Annotated in this window: 18 protein-coding genes; 4 read left to right on the top strand and 14 right to left on the bottom strand. The window is 62.0% G+C overall.

The window, feature by feature from the left end; all coding sequences use genetic code 11:
• Positions 1 to 9: 9 nt before the first annotated feature.
• The 5 genes from GC127_RS19925 to GC127_RS19905 all read right to left on the bottom strand — a co-directional run bounded on the left by GC127_RS19925 (position 10) and on the right by GC127_RS19905 (position 4,376).
• Positions 10 to 1,047 (bottom strand): substrate-binding domain-containing protein, encoded by a 1,038-nt coding sequence (locus GC127_RS19925; protein WP_151979305.1) that lies wholly within the window; start codon positions 1,045 to 1,047, stop codon positions 10 to 12.
• Positions 1,048 to 1,212: 165 nt separating this feature from the next.
• The gene (locus GC127_RS19920) at positions 1,213 to 2,259 is read right to left on the bottom strand and encodes an ATP-binding protein (RefSeq protein ID WP_151979304.1); all 1,047 of its coding nucleotides are present in this window, start codon (positions 2,257 to 2,259) and stop codon (positions 1,213 to 1,215) included.
• A gap of 6 nt (positions 2,260 to 2,265) precedes the next feature.
• On the bottom strand, positions 2,266 to 2,787 hold the full coding sequence (locus tag GC127_RS19915; RefSeq protein ID WP_151979303.1) for a gamma carbonic anhydrase family protein: 522 nt from the start codon (positions 2,785 to 2,787) through the stop codon (positions 2,266 to 2,268).
• Positions 2,784 to 3,425, bottom strand: coding sequence for a guanylate kinase (gmk, locus tag GC127_RS19910; RefSeq protein WP_008280900.1), 642 nt, complete (start codon positions 3,423 to 3,425; stop codon positions 2,784 to 2,786). Before gmk ends, GC127_RS19915 begins: the two co-directional genes overlap by 4 nt.
• A gap of 60 nt (positions 3,426 to 3,485) precedes the next feature.
• The gene (locus GC127_RS19905; protein ID WP_151979302.1) at positions 3,486 to 4,376 is read right to left on the bottom strand and encodes a YicC/YloC family endoribonuclease; all 891 of its coding nucleotides are present in this window, start codon (positions 4,374 to 4,376) and stop codon (positions 3,486 to 3,488) included.
• 253 nt (positions 4,377 to 4,629) lie between these two features.
• Between GC127_RS19905 and GC127_RS19900 the strand changes: the two genes are divergently transcribed.
• Positions 4,630 to 5,280 carry a PAS domain-containing protein gene (locus GC127_RS19900; RefSeq protein WP_151979301.1) on the top strand — a complete coding sequence of 217 codons (651 nt, stop codon included), beginning with the start codon at positions 4,630 to 4,632 and terminating at the stop codon, positions 5,278 to 5,280.
• Positions 5,281 to 5,340: 60 nt separating this feature from the next.
• On the opposite strand, the gene GC127_RS19895 is transcribed toward GC127_RS19900, so the two are convergent.
• The gene (locus GC127_RS19895; RefSeq protein ID WP_008280896.1) at positions 5,341 to 6,711 is read right to left on the bottom strand and encodes a class II 3-deoxy-7-phosphoheptulonate synthase; all 1,371 of its coding nucleotides are present in this window, start codon (positions 6,709 to 6,711) and stop codon (positions 5,341 to 5,343) included.
• A 174-nt stretch (positions 6,712 to 6,885) separates the two neighbouring features.
• Here GC127_RS19895 and GC127_RS19890 point away from each other — a divergent pair, with 174 nt between their 5' ends.
• The gene (locus GC127_RS19890; RefSeq protein ID WP_037297719.1) at positions 6,886 to 7,887 is read left to right on the top strand and encodes a GlxA family transcriptional regulator; all 1,002 of its coding nucleotides are present in this window, start codon (positions 6,886 to 6,888) and stop codon (positions 7,885 to 7,887) included.
• 62 nt (positions 7,888 to 7,949) lie between these two features.
• On the opposite strand, the gene GC127_RS19885 is transcribed toward GC127_RS19890, so the two are convergent.
• From GC127_RS19885 to GC127_RS19870, 4 genes are read right to left on the bottom strand one after another with little or no spacing between them, the layout of a single operon-like run.
• Positions 7,950 to 9,038 carry a PQQ-dependent sugar dehydrogenase gene (locus GC127_RS19885; RefSeq protein ID WP_151979300.1) on the bottom strand — a complete coding sequence of 363 codons (1,089 nt, stop codon included), beginning with the start codon at positions 9,036 to 9,038 and terminating at the stop codon, positions 7,950 to 7,952.
• A 32-nt stretch (positions 9,039 to 9,070) separates the two neighbouring features.
• On the bottom strand, positions 9,071 to 10,999 hold the full coding sequence (gene dxs, locus GC127_RS19880) for a 1-deoxy-D-xylulose-5-phosphate synthase (protein WP_151979299.1): 1,929 nt from the start codon (positions 10,997 to 10,999) through the stop codon (positions 9,071 to 9,073).
• A gap of 32 nt (positions 11,000 to 11,031) precedes the next feature.
• On the bottom strand, positions 11,032 to 11,895 hold the full coding sequence (locus tag GC127_RS19875) for a polyprenyl synthetase family protein (RefSeq protein ID WP_151979298.1): 864 nt from the start codon (positions 11,893 to 11,895) through the stop codon (positions 11,032 to 11,034).
• 5 nt (positions 11,896 to 11,900) lie between these two features.
• Positions 11,901 to 12,143 carry an exodeoxyribonuclease VII small subunit gene (locus GC127_RS19870; RefSeq protein ID WP_008280891.1) on the bottom strand — a complete coding sequence of 81 codons (243 nt, stop codon included), beginning with the start codon at positions 12,141 to 12,143 and terminating at the stop codon, positions 11,901 to 11,903.
• Between the two features lie 102 nt (positions 12,144 to 12,245).
• Here GC127_RS19870 and GC127_RS19865 point away from each other — a divergent pair, with 102 nt between their 5' ends.
• Positions 12,246 to 13,202 carry a phosphotransferase gene (locus tag GC127_RS19865; protein WP_151979297.1) on the top strand — a complete coding sequence of 319 codons (957 nt, stop codon included), beginning with the start codon at positions 12,246 to 12,248 and terminating at the stop codon, positions 13,200 to 13,202.
• Positions 13,203 to 13,214: 12 nt separating this feature from the next.
• On the opposite strand, the gene GC127_RS19860 is transcribed toward GC127_RS19865, so the two are convergent.
• The 3 genes from GC127_RS19860 to GC127_RS19850 are packed head-to-tail and all read right to left on the bottom strand — an operon-like array spanning position 13,215 to position 14,902.
• Positions 13,215 to 13,814 carry a pyridoxamine 5'-phosphate oxidase family protein gene (locus tag GC127_RS19860; protein ID WP_008280889.1) on the bottom strand — a complete coding sequence of 200 codons (600 nt, stop codon included), beginning with the start codon at positions 13,812 to 13,814 and terminating at the stop codon, positions 13,215 to 13,217.
• A gap of 15 nt (positions 13,815 to 13,829) precedes the next feature.
• Positions 13,830 to 14,303, bottom strand: a complete 474-nt coding sequence (locus GC127_RS19855) for a nuclear transport factor 2 family protein (protein WP_081506126.1) — start codon at positions 14,301 to 14,303, stop codon at positions 13,830 to 13,832.
• Positions 14,300 to 14,902 (bottom strand): carboxymuconolactone decarboxylase family protein, encoded by a 603-nt coding sequence (locus GC127_RS19850; protein ID WP_151979296.1) that lies wholly within the window; start codon positions 14,900 to 14,902, stop codon positions 14,300 to 14,302. Before GC127_RS19850 ends, GC127_RS19855 begins: the two co-directional genes overlap by 4 nt.
• A gap of 125 nt (positions 14,903 to 15,027) precedes the next feature.
• Here GC127_RS19850 and GC127_RS19845 point away from each other — a divergent pair, with 125 nt between their 5' ends.
• On the top strand, positions 15,028 to 15,957 hold the full coding sequence (locus GC127_RS19845; protein ID WP_008280886.1) for a LysR family transcriptional regulator: 930 nt from the start codon (positions 15,028 to 15,030) through the stop codon (positions 15,955 to 15,957).
• A gap of 3 nt (positions 15,958 to 15,960) precedes the next feature.
• On the opposite strand, the gene GC127_RS23275 is transcribed toward GC127_RS19845, so the two are convergent.
• The gene (locus tag GC127_RS23275; protein WP_151979295.1) at positions 15,961 to 17,691 is read right to left on the bottom strand and encodes a calcium-binding protein; all 1,731 of its coding nucleotides are present in this window, start codon (positions 17,689 to 17,691) and stop codon (positions 15,961 to 15,963) included.
• Positions 17,692 to 17,778 lie beyond the last annotated feature (87 nt).

Below are 17,778 nucleotides of genomic sequence, written 5' to 3'. Positions count from 1 at the left end.
GTCTTGGTCTTAGTTCAACACGCCCATGGGCACGCGGTTGGCAACCATTTCCTGCGTCTTGGCAAGCTCGGGGTCGGACACGAGGCCATAGGCCGAGAGCGGGCCATCGGGGCCTGAGATTTCGTCGGACACGAAGAACTCGATATATTCCTGCATGCCGGGGATCACATCGAGATGCGCGTTCTTGACGTAGAAGAACAGCGGACGCGACACCGGATATTCACCCGAAGCGATCGATTCGACCGAGGGAACAACGCCGCCCATGGTGGCAACCTGAAGTTTGTCGGTGTTGTTCTGGTAGAACGAGAGGCCAAAGACGCCGATACCGTTCTTGTTGGCATCCACACGGGCCAGCGTTTCGGTATAGTCGCCGTCGATGTCGATGGACACGCCATCGGTGCGCAGCGCCATACATGCCTTTTCAGCGGCTTTCTCGTCGCCGCCATTGGCCGCGAGGTGCAGATCATAGGTGCCGTTTTCTTCGCAACCGGCGATGATCACCTTTTCGTCGAACACTTCGCGGGTGCCGTGCTTGGTGCCGGGCACGAAGGCGAGGATTTCGTCGCCGGGCAGATCGACGCGAACATCGGACCATACCTTGTTGGTGTTGTCGGCCAGAGCGCCATCCTTGGACACCTGAGCCGCCAGAGCCGCGTGCCAATCGGCCGGGGTAAAGGCATAGGCCGGGCCGTTAATGTCAGAGGCAAACACGATGCCGTCATAACCGATGCGGACTTCCATGATCTCGGTCACGCCGTTCTGGGCGCAGAGGTCGATGTCGGATTGTTTGATGCGCGAAGAGGAGTTGGCGATGTCGATGGTGTTTTCACCCACGCCTTCGCACAACTTCTTGCGGCCAGCGCCCGAACCACCGGATTCCACGACCGGGGTTGGGAAATCAAAGTTTTCGCCAAACGCTTCGGCGACGATGGCGGCATAGGGCAGCACGGTCGAGGAGCCAGCGATCTGGATGTTGTCACGGGCCGCAGCAGTGCCAGCGGCGAGGGCCGTCAGGGCCAGGGCGGAAACGGTGGATTTGAACAGCATGAGTTGCTCCTGAGTTCGGTTTCACGGGACGCCCAGGCAGGGGCGACCTCGGGATCACCACTAGGTGAGAACCACAACGCTTTTGTTACACTTATGTAACGGTTTTATGACACGCGGAGAAGTTGGTGGTTCTGGGCGATTTTTTCGCGGTCGAGGCGGGCGTGCTCAGGCCTCTTGGCGATCCCATTGCGGCAGAATCACTGAAAATTCGGCACCCTCCCCAAGGGTCGAGGAGATTCGCAGCCGTCCACGGTGGCGATTGACGATATGTTTGACGATGGCGAGGCCAAGGCCCGTGCCCCCCATCTCGCGCGAGCGGTGGGTGTCGACGCGGTAGAAACGCTCGGTCAGCCGGGGAATATGCAGCGGCTCGATTCCGGGCCCCTGATCACGCACCCGCGCCAGAATGGCCGGCGCACGCAGGGTGGCATCGCGCGCAATACGTTCCAGCGTGATGGTGATATGGTTGCCCGTACCGCCATATTTGATCGCGTTTTCAATCAGGTTGGTAAAGACCTGCTGCAACTGGTCATCATTGCCGCGCACGATCATGCCGTCGGGCGCCTCAAAGGTAATCTCGCAGGCGCGATCACGCGCCAAGGGGCGCAAGGCATGCAGAACCGAGCCGATCACCTGACCCAAGTTGACCTCTTCGCGCGGGCGCACGCGCTCTTCGCTCTCTACCCGGCTGAGGGACAGAAGATCGCGCACTAGGCGCTCCATCCGGGCCGCTTCGGATTGCATGATCCCCAGGAACCGGTCGATGGCCGCCTGATCATGGCGCGCAGGCCCTTGCAGGGTCTCGATGAACCCCATGAGCGCGGTGAGCGGCGTGCGCAGTTCATGGCTGACATTGGCCACGAAATCGCGCCGCATCTGGGCGGCATGTTCGCGCTCGGTCAGGTCCTCGAAACACACAAGCGTGCCGCGCGCATCCAGCGTTTCGACATAGCCCACATGCACCTGAAAGCTGCTGTCACGCCCCGCCTCAGAGGTTTGATAGGTGATCTTGCGCGGCTGTCGGTCGCGCAGGCTGGCCTCTATTGCCTCGAGCACATCGGGCTGTCGGAGCGCGGTCAAGAGATGTCGCCCCTCAAGCCCCTGCCCCAAATGGTCACGCGCGCCTTGGTTGGCGGCGATGATGCGATCATCCGGCCCCACCAGAATGGCCGCCAGCGGAATACCTGCCAGAACCGTGGCCAGACCCTGCATCGCCTGTCAGAGCGCCACAAGCCCGGTGCGATACCGGCGCATATTCTGTTGGTAATGCAACGCTGTGGCGCGCAGCGTGGCAATCGCCGCCTCATCGAGACTGCGCACCACTCGGCCCGGCGCGCCCATCACAAGGCTGCCTTCGGGAATTTCTTTGCCTTCGGTGATCAAGGCCCCTGCGCCGATCAGGCTGTTGCGCCCGATGCGCGCACCATTGAGCACCGTGGCCCCCATGCCGATCAGCACGTTTTCTTCCAAAATACAGCCATGCAGCATCGCCTTGTGCCCGATGGTGCAGCCCGGCCCGATGACGAGCGGATAGCCCATATCGGTGTGCATCACGCAGTTTTCCTGCACATTGCTGCCCGCGCCCACGCGGATTTCCTCGTTATCACCGCGCAGGGTGCAGCCGAACCAGACCGAGGCCAAATCCTCGATCACCACTTTGCCAATCAGATTGGCATCGGGGGCGATCCAGCTGTCTTCGGCAATCTGCGGCGCGTGGCCGTCGAGCGTATAGATCGTCATTGCATCTCCTCGAATTCAGTTTGCAGCGCGCGCACATGTGCGGTTAGCCCCGGTTGCTGACTGCGGCGCAGGCGCGTGGCCTCGATGATCGTTTTGAGCCGCGCCTCGGTGGCGTCCAGATCTTCATTGACCAGCACGAAATCATAGCCGTCCCAATGGCTGATTTCGTCCCAGCTTTTCTCCATCCGCTTGGCGATAACATCGGGCGCATCCTGTCCGCGTGTTTCCAGCCTGCGGTGCAATTCGCGGATCGAGGGCGGCAAAAGAAAGATCGAGAGCGTATGCGCGCCCAAGGCCGAGTTACGGATTTGCTGCGCGCCCTGCCAATCAATATCAAACAGCACGTCACGCCCTGCGTCGATGGCGGCCTGAACCGGGCCCCTTGGGCTGCCGTAGAAATTGCCAAACACATGCGCATGTTCCAGCATGTCGCCGGCGGCCACATCCTGCTTGAACTGCGGCTGCGACATGAAGTGATAATCTTGCCCGTCCACCTCTCCGGGGCGCGGCGCGCGGGTCGTGGCCGAAACCGAAAAGGCAATCGTCGGGTCCCAGTCACGCAATCGCCGTGATAGCGTGGACTTGCCCGCGCCGGACGGCGAGGAAAGAATGATCAAGAGGCCCCTGCGGTTGCTCATGCTGTCCCTTGTCCTTCTTCTTGGTGCAAATACTCAAATCCTGCGCGGGCCGCGCGTGCCTCATTCGACATTTTGCACCTGTTCGCGCATCTGGTCGATCACCGTCTTGAGGCTGAGCCCGATCTCGGTCAGGCCGCTATGCTGCGCCTTGGAGCAGAGCGTATTGGCCTCTCGGTTGAACTCTTGGCTGAGAAAGTCGATCTTGCGTCCCACGGGCGCGCCGGACTCAAGCAGGGTGCGGGCGGCCTGCACATGGGCGCGCAGGCGGTCCAATTCTTCGGTCACGTCGAGCTTGACCGCGAGCAGTGCCAATTCCTGTGCCAGACGTGCGGGATCGAGATCGGTGGCGCTGTCCCGCAGGCGGGCCAAAGCTGTTTGGTGCGCGCGGGCGATGTCGGCGCTGCGTTGGGCAAGCAGATCTTGGGCCGCTTGCGTCAGGCGGGCGATCTCATCCAGTTGCGCGTGCAAAATCTGCGCCAGAGCCGCCCCTTCGGCGGCGCGCATGGCAAGAAAATCGGTGAGCAGCGGTTCGAAATCCGCAAGAAGGGCGGCGCAGAGCGCGGTGCTGTCACTCTCGCCGGTGCCAGCTTCGAGCACGCCGCGCAGCGTCAGGATGTCGGCGGCGGTTGCCGGGGCGAGCGACAGGCCAGAGGACATGGCGCGATCCTCGACGAGGGCCATGGCGCGCAGCACATCCTCGAGCCGGTCCGGGTTGACCGTCACTTGGCCGCTGGCATCCGCACTGTTGAGCCGCAGGGTGAGCGAGACATTGCCCCGCGCCAGCACCTGCCCCAGCCGCGCCCGGAGCGCGGGGTCCAATCCTTCGATCCAGTCGGGCACGCGCAGGCGCAGGTCGAGCCCTTTGCCATTCACGCTGCGCAAGTCCCATGTCCAGTCATGGCCCGGAATGGCCCCTTTGGCAGTGGCGAAAGCGGTCATCGACTGGATCATCGGCGGTCGTCCTTGGGGCTTGCGGCGTTGCCCCGTCCTAGTGCGTGACCCGGCGGCTGGCAAGTCCCCGGTGGCCTGCCCCACCGCCCCGAGAGGTTAACCAATCCCCGCGATTTTTAGATAAATTCCCAAAAACTTGTGGCAGTCTTGGTCCAACGTGCGGTGCCTCAGGCGCTGCGCAAGGTTCATCAGGCAGGCTGTCGTTGCAGGGCTTGATCGGCAGGGTGCAAGGCAGGGTGCAAAGGAGTGGGTCATGCAGGATGACAGAACCAGCTCGTGTTTTCCGGGGGTCACAGCCGTTGACCGGCTGCATGCCGCCGACTTGCAGGCGCTTCACAGCTATTGGGCGGGGCTTTGCGAGGGGGCCGAGGTGCCGCGCCGCTCAGACATCAACCCGCGCCATATTGGCGGGCTGCTGTCCAATGCCTTTATCGTCGAGCGCATCGCACCGGGGGTGACGCGGCTGCGGGTGGCGGGGCTGCATCTTAATGCGTTGATGGGGATGGAAGTGCGCGGCATGCCATTGTCGAGCTTGATCACGCCTGCGGCGCGCGAAACCTTTGCGCTGGCGCTGGTGGATCTTTTCGAGCGGCCTGCGCGATTGGACATAGACCTGCACGCCAAGGCGGGATTGGGACGGCCCGAGATGACGGGGCGTCTTTTGCTCTGGCCGTTGCGCAGTGATCTTGGGGATGTGTCGCGGGCGCTTGGCTGTTTGGTCACGCAGGGCGACATCGGCCGTGCCTCGCGCCGGTTCGAGATGACATCGGTTCGGGTGCTGCCCTTGGACGACTCAGCGGCACCGGCGGCAAAGCCGAATGAAGCCTTACACGGAGGTCTGCGCGGTGAATGGCCGGTGCGCGGTGCGGCGCGCAGGCGTGCGCATCTGCGGGTGGTCAAGTAAGCCGCGCGGAGGCACCAACCGCAACAGGGCCTTGCGCCCCGTTGCGGTCAGGCAGTTGCGTTATCCTGCTTCGGCCTGACGGCGATCATGGCGCAGGGATTTCAGTTCTTCCGCCACGAGGAAGGCCAGTTCGAGCGATTGGCTGGCATTGAGGCGCGGATCGCAGGCGGTGTGATAGCGCGCCGACAGGTTTTCTTCGGAGAGCGCCCGCATGCCGCCGGTGCATTCGGTCACATCCTGCCCGGTCATCTCGAAATGCACGCCGCCGGGGATGGTGCCCTCGGCCTTGTGGATGCCAAAGAATTCCTGAACCTCGCGCAGGACCAATTCAAACGGCCGGGTTTTATAGCCGGTCGCGGATTTGATCGTATTGCCATGCATCGGATCACAGACCCAGAGCACCGATGCCCCCTCTTCCTGCACCGTGCGGATCAGGCGCGGCAGGTTTTCCGCCACCTTGCCCGCACCAAAGCGCGCGATCAGTGTCAGACGCCCGGCCTCATTGCTGGGGTTGAGCGTGGCCAAGAGCCGCTTGAGATCGTCCGAGGTCATCGACGGGCCGCATTTGAGGCCAATGGGATTCTGCACGCCACGCAGGAATTCGACATGCGCACCATCCGGCTGCCGGGTGCGGTCGCCAATCCACAGCATGTGGCCAGAGCCCGCCAGCCATTTCCCAGAGGTGGAGTCGAGCCGGCACAGCGCCTCTTCATATTCCAGCAAGAGGCTTTCATGCGAGGTGTAGAAATCCACGGTCTTGAGCGTATGGGCATTGTCGCTGTCCACACCCGCCGCTTTCATAAAGTCGAGCGCGTCCGAGATGTGATTGGCCATTTCGCGGTATTTCGCGGCTTTCTCGCTTTCGGTGAAGCCCAGCGTCCAGGCATGGACCTGATGCACATCGGCATAGCCACCGGTTGAAAAAGCACGCAACAGGTTCAGCGTGGCCGCAGCCTGCGTATAGGCCTGCAACATCTTGTCCGGATTGGGAATGCGCGCCTCGGGGGTGAAGGCCAGTTCGTTGATGATATCGCCCCGGTAGCTGGGCAATTCCACGCCCTCGATCACCTCGGTCGGGGCCGAGCGCGGCTTGGCGAATTGCCCCGCCATGCGGCCCACTTTGACCACTGGCACCTTGGCCCCATAGGTCAGCACCATCGCCATTTGCAGCATCACCTTGAAGGTGTCGCGGATCGCATCAGCCGAGAATTGATCAAAGGCCTCGGCGCAATCGCCGCCCTGAAGCAAGAACGCTTCGCCGCGCGCAGCAGCGCCGAGCGCACGTTTGAGCCGGCGCGCCTCACCGGCGAAAACCAGCGGCGGATACTGCCTGAGACGGGCCTCGACATTGGCCAGTGCGGCGGCATCGAGATAATCAGGCATCTGCACCCGCGGTTTCGCGCGCCAGCCCGTTTTCTGCCATTCCGTCATCGTCCTTACTCCGCATTGAACGTAATCTGAGACCCGTGCTTAGCAAAGCGGCGGGCAAGAGGCCATATGAAACGCACAAGAATGCGTCGCAAATCGACCATGGCTCTCTTGTCAATCGCGACAGATTCGTGACAGACCGCTATAGAGGCCGTTGTGCCGGGGAATCGAGTGATGATGACGTCAGAGGCTACGAAGATCGCGGTGAAAGCGCCGAAGGAGCCCAAACGCTTTGTGTTTGTGTTGCTGGACAGATTCACCCTGCTCAGCTTTGCCTCGGCCATCGAATGTCTGCGCATCGCCAATCGTATGGCCGAAGAAGAGCTGTATAGCTGGGTTTTGACAGGTGATTCCGAGGATGTGATCACCTGCTCTGCCGGGGTGCGGTTCAATCTCGACTTTGCCCTCTCCGATTTGAACCGCGAGGATGTGGTTCTGGTTTGCGGCGGCATGGATGTGCAAAAGGCCGCAACCAAGCGCATGTTGAACTGGCTGCGCCGTGAGGCGCGCAAGGGGCTGCGCATGGGGGGGCTGTGCACCGCGTCCTATGTTCTGGCACGCGCAGGGCTTTTGGATGGCAAGCGCGCGACGATCCATTGGGAAAACCATGACAGTTTTCTCGAAGAATTCGAGGATGTCACCCTGACGAAATCGGTCTTCGTGATTGATGGCAACCGGATGAGCACGGCGGGCGGTACGTCGTCGATTGACCTCATGCTCAATATCATCGCGGATGATCATGGCGAGAAGCTGGCCAATGCCGTGGCGGATCAGCAGATCTATAGCTCGATCCGCACCGATCAGGACACGCAGCGTCTGAGCGTTCCGACACGCATCGGCGTTCGGCATCCCAAGCTGAGCCAAGTCATTCAGATGATGGAAACCAATATCGAAGAGCCGATCAGCCCTGCGACATTGGCACGCGATGTGGGCATGTCGACCAGGCAGTTGGAACGTCTGTTTCGCCGGTATCTCAGCCGCAGCCCCAAGCGGTATTACATGGAACTGCGCCTGCAAAAGGCGCGCAACCTGTTGATGCAGACCGATATGACCGTGATCAACGTGGCGCTGGCCTGCGGATTTGCCTCGCCCTCGCATTTCTCAAAGTGCTACCGGGCGCATTACAACACGACGCCCTACCGCGAACGCGGCGCACATAGCTCGCGCCTGTCTGTTTGAGGGTGCGGCCAGGCTGGGGGCGCTGCCCCCAGACCCCCGAGGTATTTCAAGCCAGATGAAGATCAGCCTGGGCTGAGACGGTAGGCGGCACCCTGCCCGACGCTGAGAAACCAGATTGACCCATCGGGGGCCACTCGGATGTCGCGCACGCGCTGGGTTTCGCGGGACTTGAGGCGCTCCACCTCTGTAAGCGGCGTGCCATCGAGGCGCGAGATCATGTCGAATTTGAGGGATCCGACAAAGATGTCGCCGCGCCATTCCGGAAACATATCGCCCTGATAGATCATCATGCCAGAGGGCGCGATGGAGGGATCCCAAAAATGCGCGGGCTGTTCCATGCCGGATTTCTGCGTGCCCTCGCCGATTTTCAGCCCTGAATAGTGGCGACCATAGGAAATCACCGGCCAGCCGAAATTCGCGCCTTTGGCGATGCTGTTCACCTCATCGCCGCCGCGCGCGCCATGTTCCACCACCCAGAGATTGCCCTCGGCATCAAGCGCCGCGCCTTGCGGGTTGCGATGGCCATAGGACCAGATTTCAGGTTGCGCCCCGGCGGTATGAGTGAACGGGTTGTCCGAAGGGATGGCGCCATCGCGGGCGATCCGGACGACCGCGCCGTTTTGCCGTGCCAGATCTTGGGCCGAACTGTCATCGCCCCGGTCGCCGATGGTGGCGTAGAGCATCCCATCGCGCCCCTCGACCAGACGCGAGCCGAAGTGCCGCCCGCCAGAGGAGCCGGGTTCCAACTCGAATATCACGGTCCAATCGGTGAGGCGATCCGCGCCGGGGGCAAGGCGGGCATGGGCGATGGCGGTGCCTGCCCCGCCCGGTTGCGGTTTGGAATAGGTGAAGTAAAGCTGACGGCTCTGCGCGAAATCGCGGGGAATGAGGAGGTCGAGCAAGCCACCCTGCCCGCGTGTGGCAACATCCGGTAGGCCGGTGATGGCACGGCCTTGACCGTTTACGACATGCAGAAGGCGGCCACCTTTTTCGGTGATGAGCAGGCTGTCATCCGGCAGAAAGCCAATGGCCCAAGGATCGTTGAGCTGGTCAACCATTTTGGTGACGGTCAGTTTGCCCGCGCTGCTATCGAGCGCGTGGGCCGGGGTTATGGCGAAACAGGCCGCCAGAACGAGAGGGATAAGGCGCATCGCTTTCTCCTTTTCCCATCCAGATAGGTATGTCAGGCGCGTTTTCCAGCCAGTTGCGCGATGCCCAGCACGTCAAGCACCCGCGCTTCGATATCGGCGGCGTTCAGACGCGCGACGGCATACATATCCTCGGCGCTGGCCTGATCTATGAACGTGTCCGGCAGGACCATGGAGCGGAATTTGAAGCCGCGATCAAAGACCTGAGCTTCGGCCAAGAAGTGACTGACATGGCTTGCAAATCCACCAATCGCGCCCTCTTCGACGGTGATCATCGCCTCGTGGTTCTGGACGAGATCGAGGATGAGCGCCTCGTCCAGCGGCTTGGCAAAGCGGGCATCGGCGATGGTGGGCGTAATTCCGCGCGCACGCAGGGATTCGGAGGCTTTGAGCACCTCTGAGAGGCGCGTGCCAAAGGACAGGATCGCCACGCGCGCGCCCGTCTGGATGATACGCCCCTTGCCAATTTCCAGCGGTTCGCCGCGTTCGGGCATGGTGACGCCCATCCCCTCGCCGCGTGGATAGCGGAACGCAATCGGGCCCTCATCATGGGCGGCGGCAGTGGCGACCATATGGACAAGCTCGGCCTCATCGGCGGCGGCCATGACCACAAAACCGGGCAGATTGGCGAGAAAGGCGGTGTCGAAGGCCCCCGCGTGGGTGGCGCCGTCTGCGCCCACAAGCCCCGCACGGTCGATGGCAAACCGCACCGGCAGGCGCTGAATCGCCACATCATGCACGACCTGATCGTAACCGCGTTGCAAAAAGGTGGAATAGAGCGCGCAAAAGGGTTTGAGCCCCCCCGCCGCCAGACCGGCCGAAAAGGTGACGGCATGCTGTTCCGCGATGCCCACATCAAAGAGCCGTGAGGGGTAGCGTTCGGCAAAGAGGTTGAGGCCGGTGCCATCGGGCATGGCGGCGGTCACGGCGCAGATCTTGTCATCCTGTGCGGCATGGGCCAGCAGCGCCTTGGCGAAGACGCCGGTATAGCTGGGGGCGTTCGAGGGCGATTTGCGCTGTTCGCCGGTCAGCACGTCGAATTTGGCGGTCGCATGGCCGCCATCGCGGGCGCGCTCGGCAGGGCCATAGCCCTTGCCCTTCTTGGTCAGCACATGAATAAGGATCGGGCCGGTGGCGCGCGCCTTGACGGTGCGCAGAACCGGCAAGAGTTGGTGCAGGTCATGGCCGTCGATGGGGCCGACATAGCTGAACCCCAGTTCCTCGAACAATGTACCGCCCACGGCCAGCCCCTTGAGCATGTCCTTGGCGCGGCGCGCGCCCTCTTGAAAGGGAGGCGGCAACAAGGAAATGGCACCTTTGGCGGCGGCCTTGAAATCCTGAAACGGGGCCTCGGCATAAAGCCGCGAGAGATAGGACGAGAGCGCGCCCACTGGCGGGGCAATCGACATCTCGTTGTCGTTGAGGATAACAATCAGGCGTTTCTTCAGGTGGCCTGCGTTGTTCATCGCCTCAAAGGCCATGCCAGCCGACATCGCCCCGTCGCCGATGATGGCGATGGCATCGCCAAGGCCTGAGGGGCAGTTGCCGCCAAGGTCCCGCGCCACGGCAAAGCCAAGTGCGGCGCTGATCGAGGTAGAGCTATGGGCCGCGCCAAACGGGTCGTAGGGCGATTCCGAGCGTTTGGTAAAGCCCGACAGCCCGTCCTTTTGCCGCAAGGTGCGGATGCGGTCGCGGCGGCCCGTCAGGATCTTGTGGGGGTAGCACTGATGCGACACGTCCCAGATGATCTTGTCGCGCGGCGCGTCAAACACGTGATGCAGGGCGACAGTCAGCTCCACCACGCCCAGACCGGCCCCCAGATGCCCGCCGGTTTCCGACACGGCGGAAATGGTTTCCGAGCGCAGTTCATGCGCCAGTTGCACCAATTGGCTATCGGAAAACCGTTTGAGATCGGCGGGGCTGGCGACCTGATCAAGCAGCGGTGTTTGCGGGCGGTCGGACATCATGCCCCTCCGTGGGGTAAATTCAGCAAAGTCTAGCTTTGGCGCGAGATAACGAAACGGGCAAGGTCGCGCAAGCGTTCGCCCCGTTCCCCGTAACAAGATAGTGCGTCGCAAGCGGCGTCAACAAGGGATGCGGCGCGGGCGCGCGCCCCGTCCAACCCCAGCAGTGAAACAAAGGTGGCTTTGCCTGCGGCGGCATCCTTGCCCACAGCCTTGCCTGCGGCGGCGGCATCGCCGGTCACGTCGATCACATCGTCCTGTATTTGGAACGCAAGACCAAGCGCGCGGGCATAGGTGCTTAGCGGGGTCATATCGGCATGGGCCATGCACGCGCCTGCGGTGGCGGACCACAGGATGAGCGCGCCGGTCTTGCCGGCTTGCAACGTCGTGATCTCATCCAAGTTGAGCGGCGATGTGGCGGTTTCGGCGGCAATGTCGAGCGCTTGGCCCAGAACCATCCCCTGCCCTCCGGCCGCGCGAGCAAGGCTAAGTGTCAGACCAGCGCGCACCTCAGCCGGGCCACAATCGGGATGCGCCACCAATTCGAACGCCAGCGATTGCAGCGCGTCGCCCACAAGAATCGCGGTCGCCTCGTCCCATTTGATATGGACGGTGGGTTGACCCCGGCGCAGGTCGTCATTGTCCATGGCGGGCAGATCGTCATGCACGAGGCTATAGGCGTGCAAGGCCTCAATGGCCGTGGCGGGCCAAATCGCGGCTGTCTCAGGCACATCGTGCAGCCGCGCGCTTTCCATCACCAAAAAGCCTCGGATGCGCTTGCCGCCCTGCGTGGCATAGCGCATGCCCTCGGCAACGGGGCCGGTGCCAAAGGGGGCAAGAACGCGGGAAAGATGCGCCTGAATGGTTTCAGCCTCGGCGGCAAGTCGCGCCTGCATCTGGATCAGAGACCTGTCACCGGGGTCGTGCCGGTGGGCTGGCCATCGGCGTCGAGCGTAATGGCGGCGACTTTTTCTTCGGCCTCTTTCAGTTTTTCTTCGCAGCGTTTCTTGAGCTTGGCGCCGCGCTCATAAAGCGTGATCGACTCGTCCAGCGCCACATCGCCCCGTTCCAGCCGCCCAACAACCTGCTCCAGCTCTTTCATCGCCTGTTCAAAGGTCATCTCGGAGGGGGGCGTATCGGTCATCGGCTGGTCCTCGTGCTGGGCATTTCAGCACCTAGCATAGGGTGCTGTGGCGGGGGGTGCAATTCGGTTGACGCTTCATTGCGGCTGAGGGACAGTTGGCCCATGTCAGAGCCTGTCCTCCCCCTGCCCGACCTTGATGCGTTGGCCCGTTTGGATGCCCGCCTGCGGGCATTGGTGACGGCGCATCCGGACCTTGCAGGCTTGGACATCTCGGAGGTGCTGCGCATCGTACCGGGCAAGCGCGCGGTTCTGGCCGGGCGTCTTGATGGGCGCGCGGTGGTGGCGCGGTTGGTTGAAGAACGCGGTGCCGAGGCCTTGGCCAAGGAATGGGCTGAGTTGCAGCGCATCTGGCCGCATATGCAGAGCGGGCGTTACCGTGTCGCCGAACCTATTTGCTACCTGCCGGATGCGCGGCTTTTGGTGATGGAACGCGCGCCCGGTGAGGCGCTGTTGGAGCATCTCTGGCAGGCGGATGTGGGCAGCCGCGCGCAACATCTGCGCCCCGCTGCCGAATGGTTGCGGGACTATGTCGAGATCAGCGAGGGGTGGAAGCCGGGCAATGCCAAGGGCTGGCTCGCGCGGGCCGCGCGGGCCGCTGCCACGCAACCGTTCGGGCGATTACGCCGCATCGAGAGTGGAATTCTCGCGCATCTGACAGAGATGGCGACCGCGCTGGACGGGGCTGAATGGCGCGTCGCGATCAGCCATGGTGATTTTCATCCCAACAACCTTATTCTGGGAGAGGATCGCCTGACAGGGATCGACACCGGCGGCTCTGGCCGGTTGCCCGTGTGCAAGGATATCGCCCGCTTTCTGGTGCATATGGGGCGACGTGGCATGATCCCGTCGGGGCGGCGGTATCTGGGGGTTGATGCCGAGGGGCTAGAGGTTTTTGCCGAGGTCTTCGCGCTGACCGAGATCGAGCGCAACCTTTGGCTGCCGTTCTTTATCGGCATCGAGGCGCTTATTCGGGTCGAGACCCGCGCGCTCAAACACAGTCGGATCAAGCGCGCGGAAGAGATGTATGGCCTCTTGCTGGATGACCTTGCCGCGCTGTGAGCGCGCTCAGGTCTAGAGGCCAAGCGCCGCCTCAAGCGTTGCGATCCGCGACAAGAGCGGGGCTGTCACGCCGTCGATCTGCTCCATGCTGAAGCGTGGTGTAATGTGCTGGGGGCAGTTCCAGTCAAACCCTTCGACGGTGATCAAGAACCCGCGCTCGATGCGGGCGCGGTAATCGGGCAGGTCCAGCCGCGCCAGTGTTGCCGTATCTTCAAGCCCCACAGCCCGCGCGCGCCCAAGAATCTTGAGCCGGCGGCGGTTTGGATAGTCCATCAAAAACAGCGACACGCGGTCATCAGTGCTGAGGTTGCCAAGGCTGATATACTGGCGATTGCCGCGAAAATCGGCAAAGCCAAGGGTGCGATCGTCCAGCACGCGAAGAAATCCCATAGGCCCGCCGCGATGCTGGATATAGGGCCAGCCGGTTTCGGTGACCGTGGCCATATAGACAGAGTCGCGGGCCGCGATGAACTCGGCTTCGACCTCGCTCAAATAGAGGTTCACCGGACCGTCCGCAGCCTGCATCCGGGCATAGGAGGCGCGGCTGCCCTGCTCCTCTTGCAGCCGTGTCACCGTTGGGGTGAAGGCGATATTCGCAAAATGATGGGGCATGACATCCTCTGGGGGTTATAGGCCAAGATCGGAAAGGCCGGGGTGATCAGCGGGGCGCGGCCCTTGTGGCCAGTGGAACTTGCGCTCAGACTCTTTGATCGGCTGGTCATTGATGCTGGCAAAGCGCAGGCGCATGAGGCCCTTTTCGTCAAATTCCCAGTTTTCGTTGCCATGGCTGCGATACCAATTGCCGGCATCATCGCGCCATTCATAGGCAAAGCGCACGGCGATACGGTTCTCGGCAAAGGCCCAAAGTTCCTTGATCAACCGATACTCCAACTCGCGGGCCCATTTGCGGGTAAGAAAGGCCGTGATTTCCTCGCGGCCAACTGGAAATTCGGCGCGGTTGCGCCAACGGCTATCGGGCGTATAGGCCAGCGCCACGCGCGCGGGGTCGCGCCCGTTCCAGCCGTCTTCGGCCATGCGCACTTTTTGGGTTGCGGTCTCGTGGGTAAAGGGAGGAAGCGGGGGACGAGCGTCTTGGGTCATTGGCTATCCTTGGTTGGGGGCACAGCGCTGGGCGGCGCTGTGCCGATCTGTGCTAAAGCGGCGGTGTTCAACGTGACTTTGGGAAAGTCGATCTCGACCTGTGTGGCCTTGCCCAGAATATTGGTAAAGATATTCATGGCAACATGGGTAATGATTTCGACGATCTCGGCGTCGGAATGACCAGCGGCGCGCAGGGCGGCAAACTCTGCTTGGCTCACTTCGCCTGCATGTTCGACCAGCGTACGGGCAAAGGTCAGCGCCGCCTCGGCCTTGGCATCGGCGGAACGGCCCGCGCGGTTCGCAAGGATTTCGTCACTGTCCAGCCCCACCTTGCGGCCAATCGCGGTATGGGCAGACACGCAATACTGGCAGCCGTTCTGTTCGGCCACCGCAAGCGCGATACGTTCGCGCGTCAATGGGTCAAGCGCCCCTGCCCCGGCAATGCCATGCAGCCCAAGGAACGCCTGAAGCGCCGCAGGGCTATTGGCCAAAACGCGGATGAAATTGGGCACCATACCAAGCGCCGATTGCACGGCATCCAGCAGCGCCTTGGCCTCGCCTGTGGCGGTTTTCGGGTCGATAACAGGAATACGGGCCATGTCTTTTGTCCTTATATTGAGAGCGCGCAGGCAATGTGCCGCGCTTGGGCATAAGGTGGGGCAGAATGGTATTTGAAAGAATAGATGAAATGTGGAATGCTTTATTCCGTTGAAAGGAATAATTGATGAACCGTTTGCACGAGATTGAGGTGTTCATCGCTGTGGCAGAGGCGGGCAGCTTTGCGGGTGCGGCCCGGCGCCTGCACCTGTCGCCGCCTGCGGTGACGCGGGCGATTGCCGCGCTTGAGGATCGGTTGGGCGCGCGCGTCTTTCAGCGAACCACGCGCAGTCTGACCATCACCGATGTCGGCGAGCGGTTCTTGGGTGCCGCGCGGCGCGTGCTTGGTGATCTTGACACCGCAGAGCGTGAGGCGATGGGAGAGACGACCGCGCCGCAGGGGCATTTGACGGTCACCGCGTCGGTGACGTTTGGCCGTTCCGCCCTTGGGCCGATGGTTGGCAGCTTTTTGGTGGCGCATCCGCGTGTGTCGGTCTCGGTGCTCTTGCTCGACCGGGTGGTCAATCTGGTCGAGGAAGGCGTGGATCTGGCCATTCGCATCGGAGAGTTGCCCGAGTCGCGGCTGATTGCCAAACGGTTGGGTACGGTGCATCGCATTCTGGTGGCAAGCCCCGAGTATCTGGCGCAACACGGCACGCCCGCTGCCCCTGCGGACCTGCGCCACCATGCGGTGATCGCCTTTACCGGGCTGATGCCCAACCGCGAGTGGCGGCATCGCAGCGGGCAGCGCAGTGCCAGCGTGGCACTTGCCCCGCGTCTGGAAATCAACGACGCGGTGGCCGCCATCGACGCGGCAATATTGGGTCAGGGCATCACGCCCACCCTGTCCTATATGGTGGCAGGCCACATTCGGGCGGGGCGTCTGGTGCCGGTGTTACAGGCCCATACTCTGCCGCCGCAACCCGTTAATCTCGTGTATCCCGAGGCGCGGCTGATGGCCCCCAAGCTGCGCGCCTTTCTGGATTTCGCCGGTCCCCGTCTCAAATCTGCGCTTGCGGATCTGGCCGAAGGTGTGGCCGTGCCAAAGGCGCTCTGACGATCACAGGAACTGGAAATCGTCCGCCGTCAGTTGCGCGGCGGTGACCCCCTCAACGAGGATGGTGTTGCCATTCACCGTCATCTGCGCGCCGCCCGCCCAATCGACGATATTCATCGCTGCCAGAAAGCCCGCCAGACCGTTGCCACCGTTGTTGATGTTCTCAACGCCGGTATCGGGATCGAAGCGGCGGATCAGGAAGCTGTCTGAACCATCCTCGAAATCGGTGATGATATCGGCCTCGCCGTCAAAGAAGGACGAAAAGACGAACAAATCGGCATCCGCACCGCCAGTGATCGTGTCATTTCCAGCGCCCGCGTTGATCGTGTCACTGCCTGCGCCGCCGTCGATCAGATCGTTACGGCCGCCACCAGCGAGAAAGTCGTTGCCGTCACCGCCCGAGATACTGTCATCGCCTTCGCCACCGCCCACGCGATCATCCCCTGCGCCTGCGTCAATCGTATCGCGCCCGGTGCCGCCACCGATATCATCCGCGCCCCCGTTGCCAAAAATCAGGTCGTTGCCAAAGCTGCCCGACACGCTGTCATTGCCATCGCCGCCGGACAGGGTGTCACTATCGGCACCACCTGCAACCACGTCATTGCCCGCGCCGCCCGTGATGCTATCCGCGCCAAAGCCGCCGCCGATGATATCGTCACCACTGCCGCCGTCGATAGTGTCATCGCCCTGACCCCCGCCGATATTGTCGTTGCCAGCACCGCCGGAAATCAGGTCATTGCCATCCGAGCCGGAAATGGAATCGTTGCCGCCGTTGCCTTCGAGCGTGTCGTTGCCGGGCCCGCCCGCGAGCCCGTCACGGCCCTGTTCCCCGATCAGGGTATCGTTGTCATCAGTGCCAATCAGGGTATCACCCCCCTCTGCCGCCACAAGAAACACGCCCGGACGCCCGACGATTTCCTCGATCAGGTCGCTCACCAGAACGGTTTGCCCCGCAAATTCGACCTGCTCGATGTTGATCAGATCATCCACGCCTTCAGAGGGCGAGGCGAGGCGCAAGCCGGTCTCAGTCAGAGTGATCTGAAACTCGCTCGGCGAGCCAATGTTATAAGTGGCCGTATCGAAACCTTCGCCGCCGTCCAGCAGGTCATCGCCCTCGCCGCCGTTTAGCACGTCATTGCCGTCAAGCCCCAGCAAGGTATCCTGCCCTTCGTCGCCTGTGAGAAGGTCTTGACCGTTGGTGCCAATCACAAGCTCGTCGTCAGACAGCTCTGACACCGTTGTGTTCGCGAAGGCACTGAGCGCAATGGGTTGATTTGGGGCGAATGGCCCTTGGGTCACAGGGTTGCCGCCACGGATGGAGGAGACAAATTGCCTGAAAGACTCGAGATCATTGGGTTGCGGAACAGAGGAGGTGCCTAACTGGAAGAAATAATTGTCATTGGTCCGGACATTAAAAAACGACAGCATGACAGCAGAGCCGGATGTAGCTGTAAGCACCCCTAAAGACGCCAGACCAATCGCGTTATCATCCAGTCTGAGGTCAATGCCATCAAGGCGCGCGATCTGAAACTCGCTGAGGTTGTTGATGATGACGTCTGGAATCTCTCCGGCGGTGGCGGGCTCTGCCAAGCGATAAGAGAATTGATCGGCTGGCACGGAGAGTTCCAGCGACACCGTTCGGAAATTCCCAGCCAGGACCGAGAGTGTGCCATTCGGGAGTACAAAGATGCCATCAATACGCGCCGCGAAACCGTTAATCGTAAAAAGATTCATGACCTCACCCACCAACGCTTTACGCGTTCGGTAAAACCGAATGCCGCCAGTTTCAAGCTATGAAATCTATGCCCTTGCGTGGGCCAA

Origin of the sequence: Roseovarius sp. EC-HK134, assembly GCF_902498815.1 — a bacterium.
GTDB classification, from domain to species: domain Bacteria; phylum Pseudomonadota; class Alphaproteobacteria; order Rhodobacterales; family Rhodobacteraceae; genus Roseovarius; species Roseovarius mucosus_A.
The sequence above is the reverse complement of the archived record's forward strand: the minus strand, read 5'-3'. Positions and strand labels throughout refer to the sequence as shown.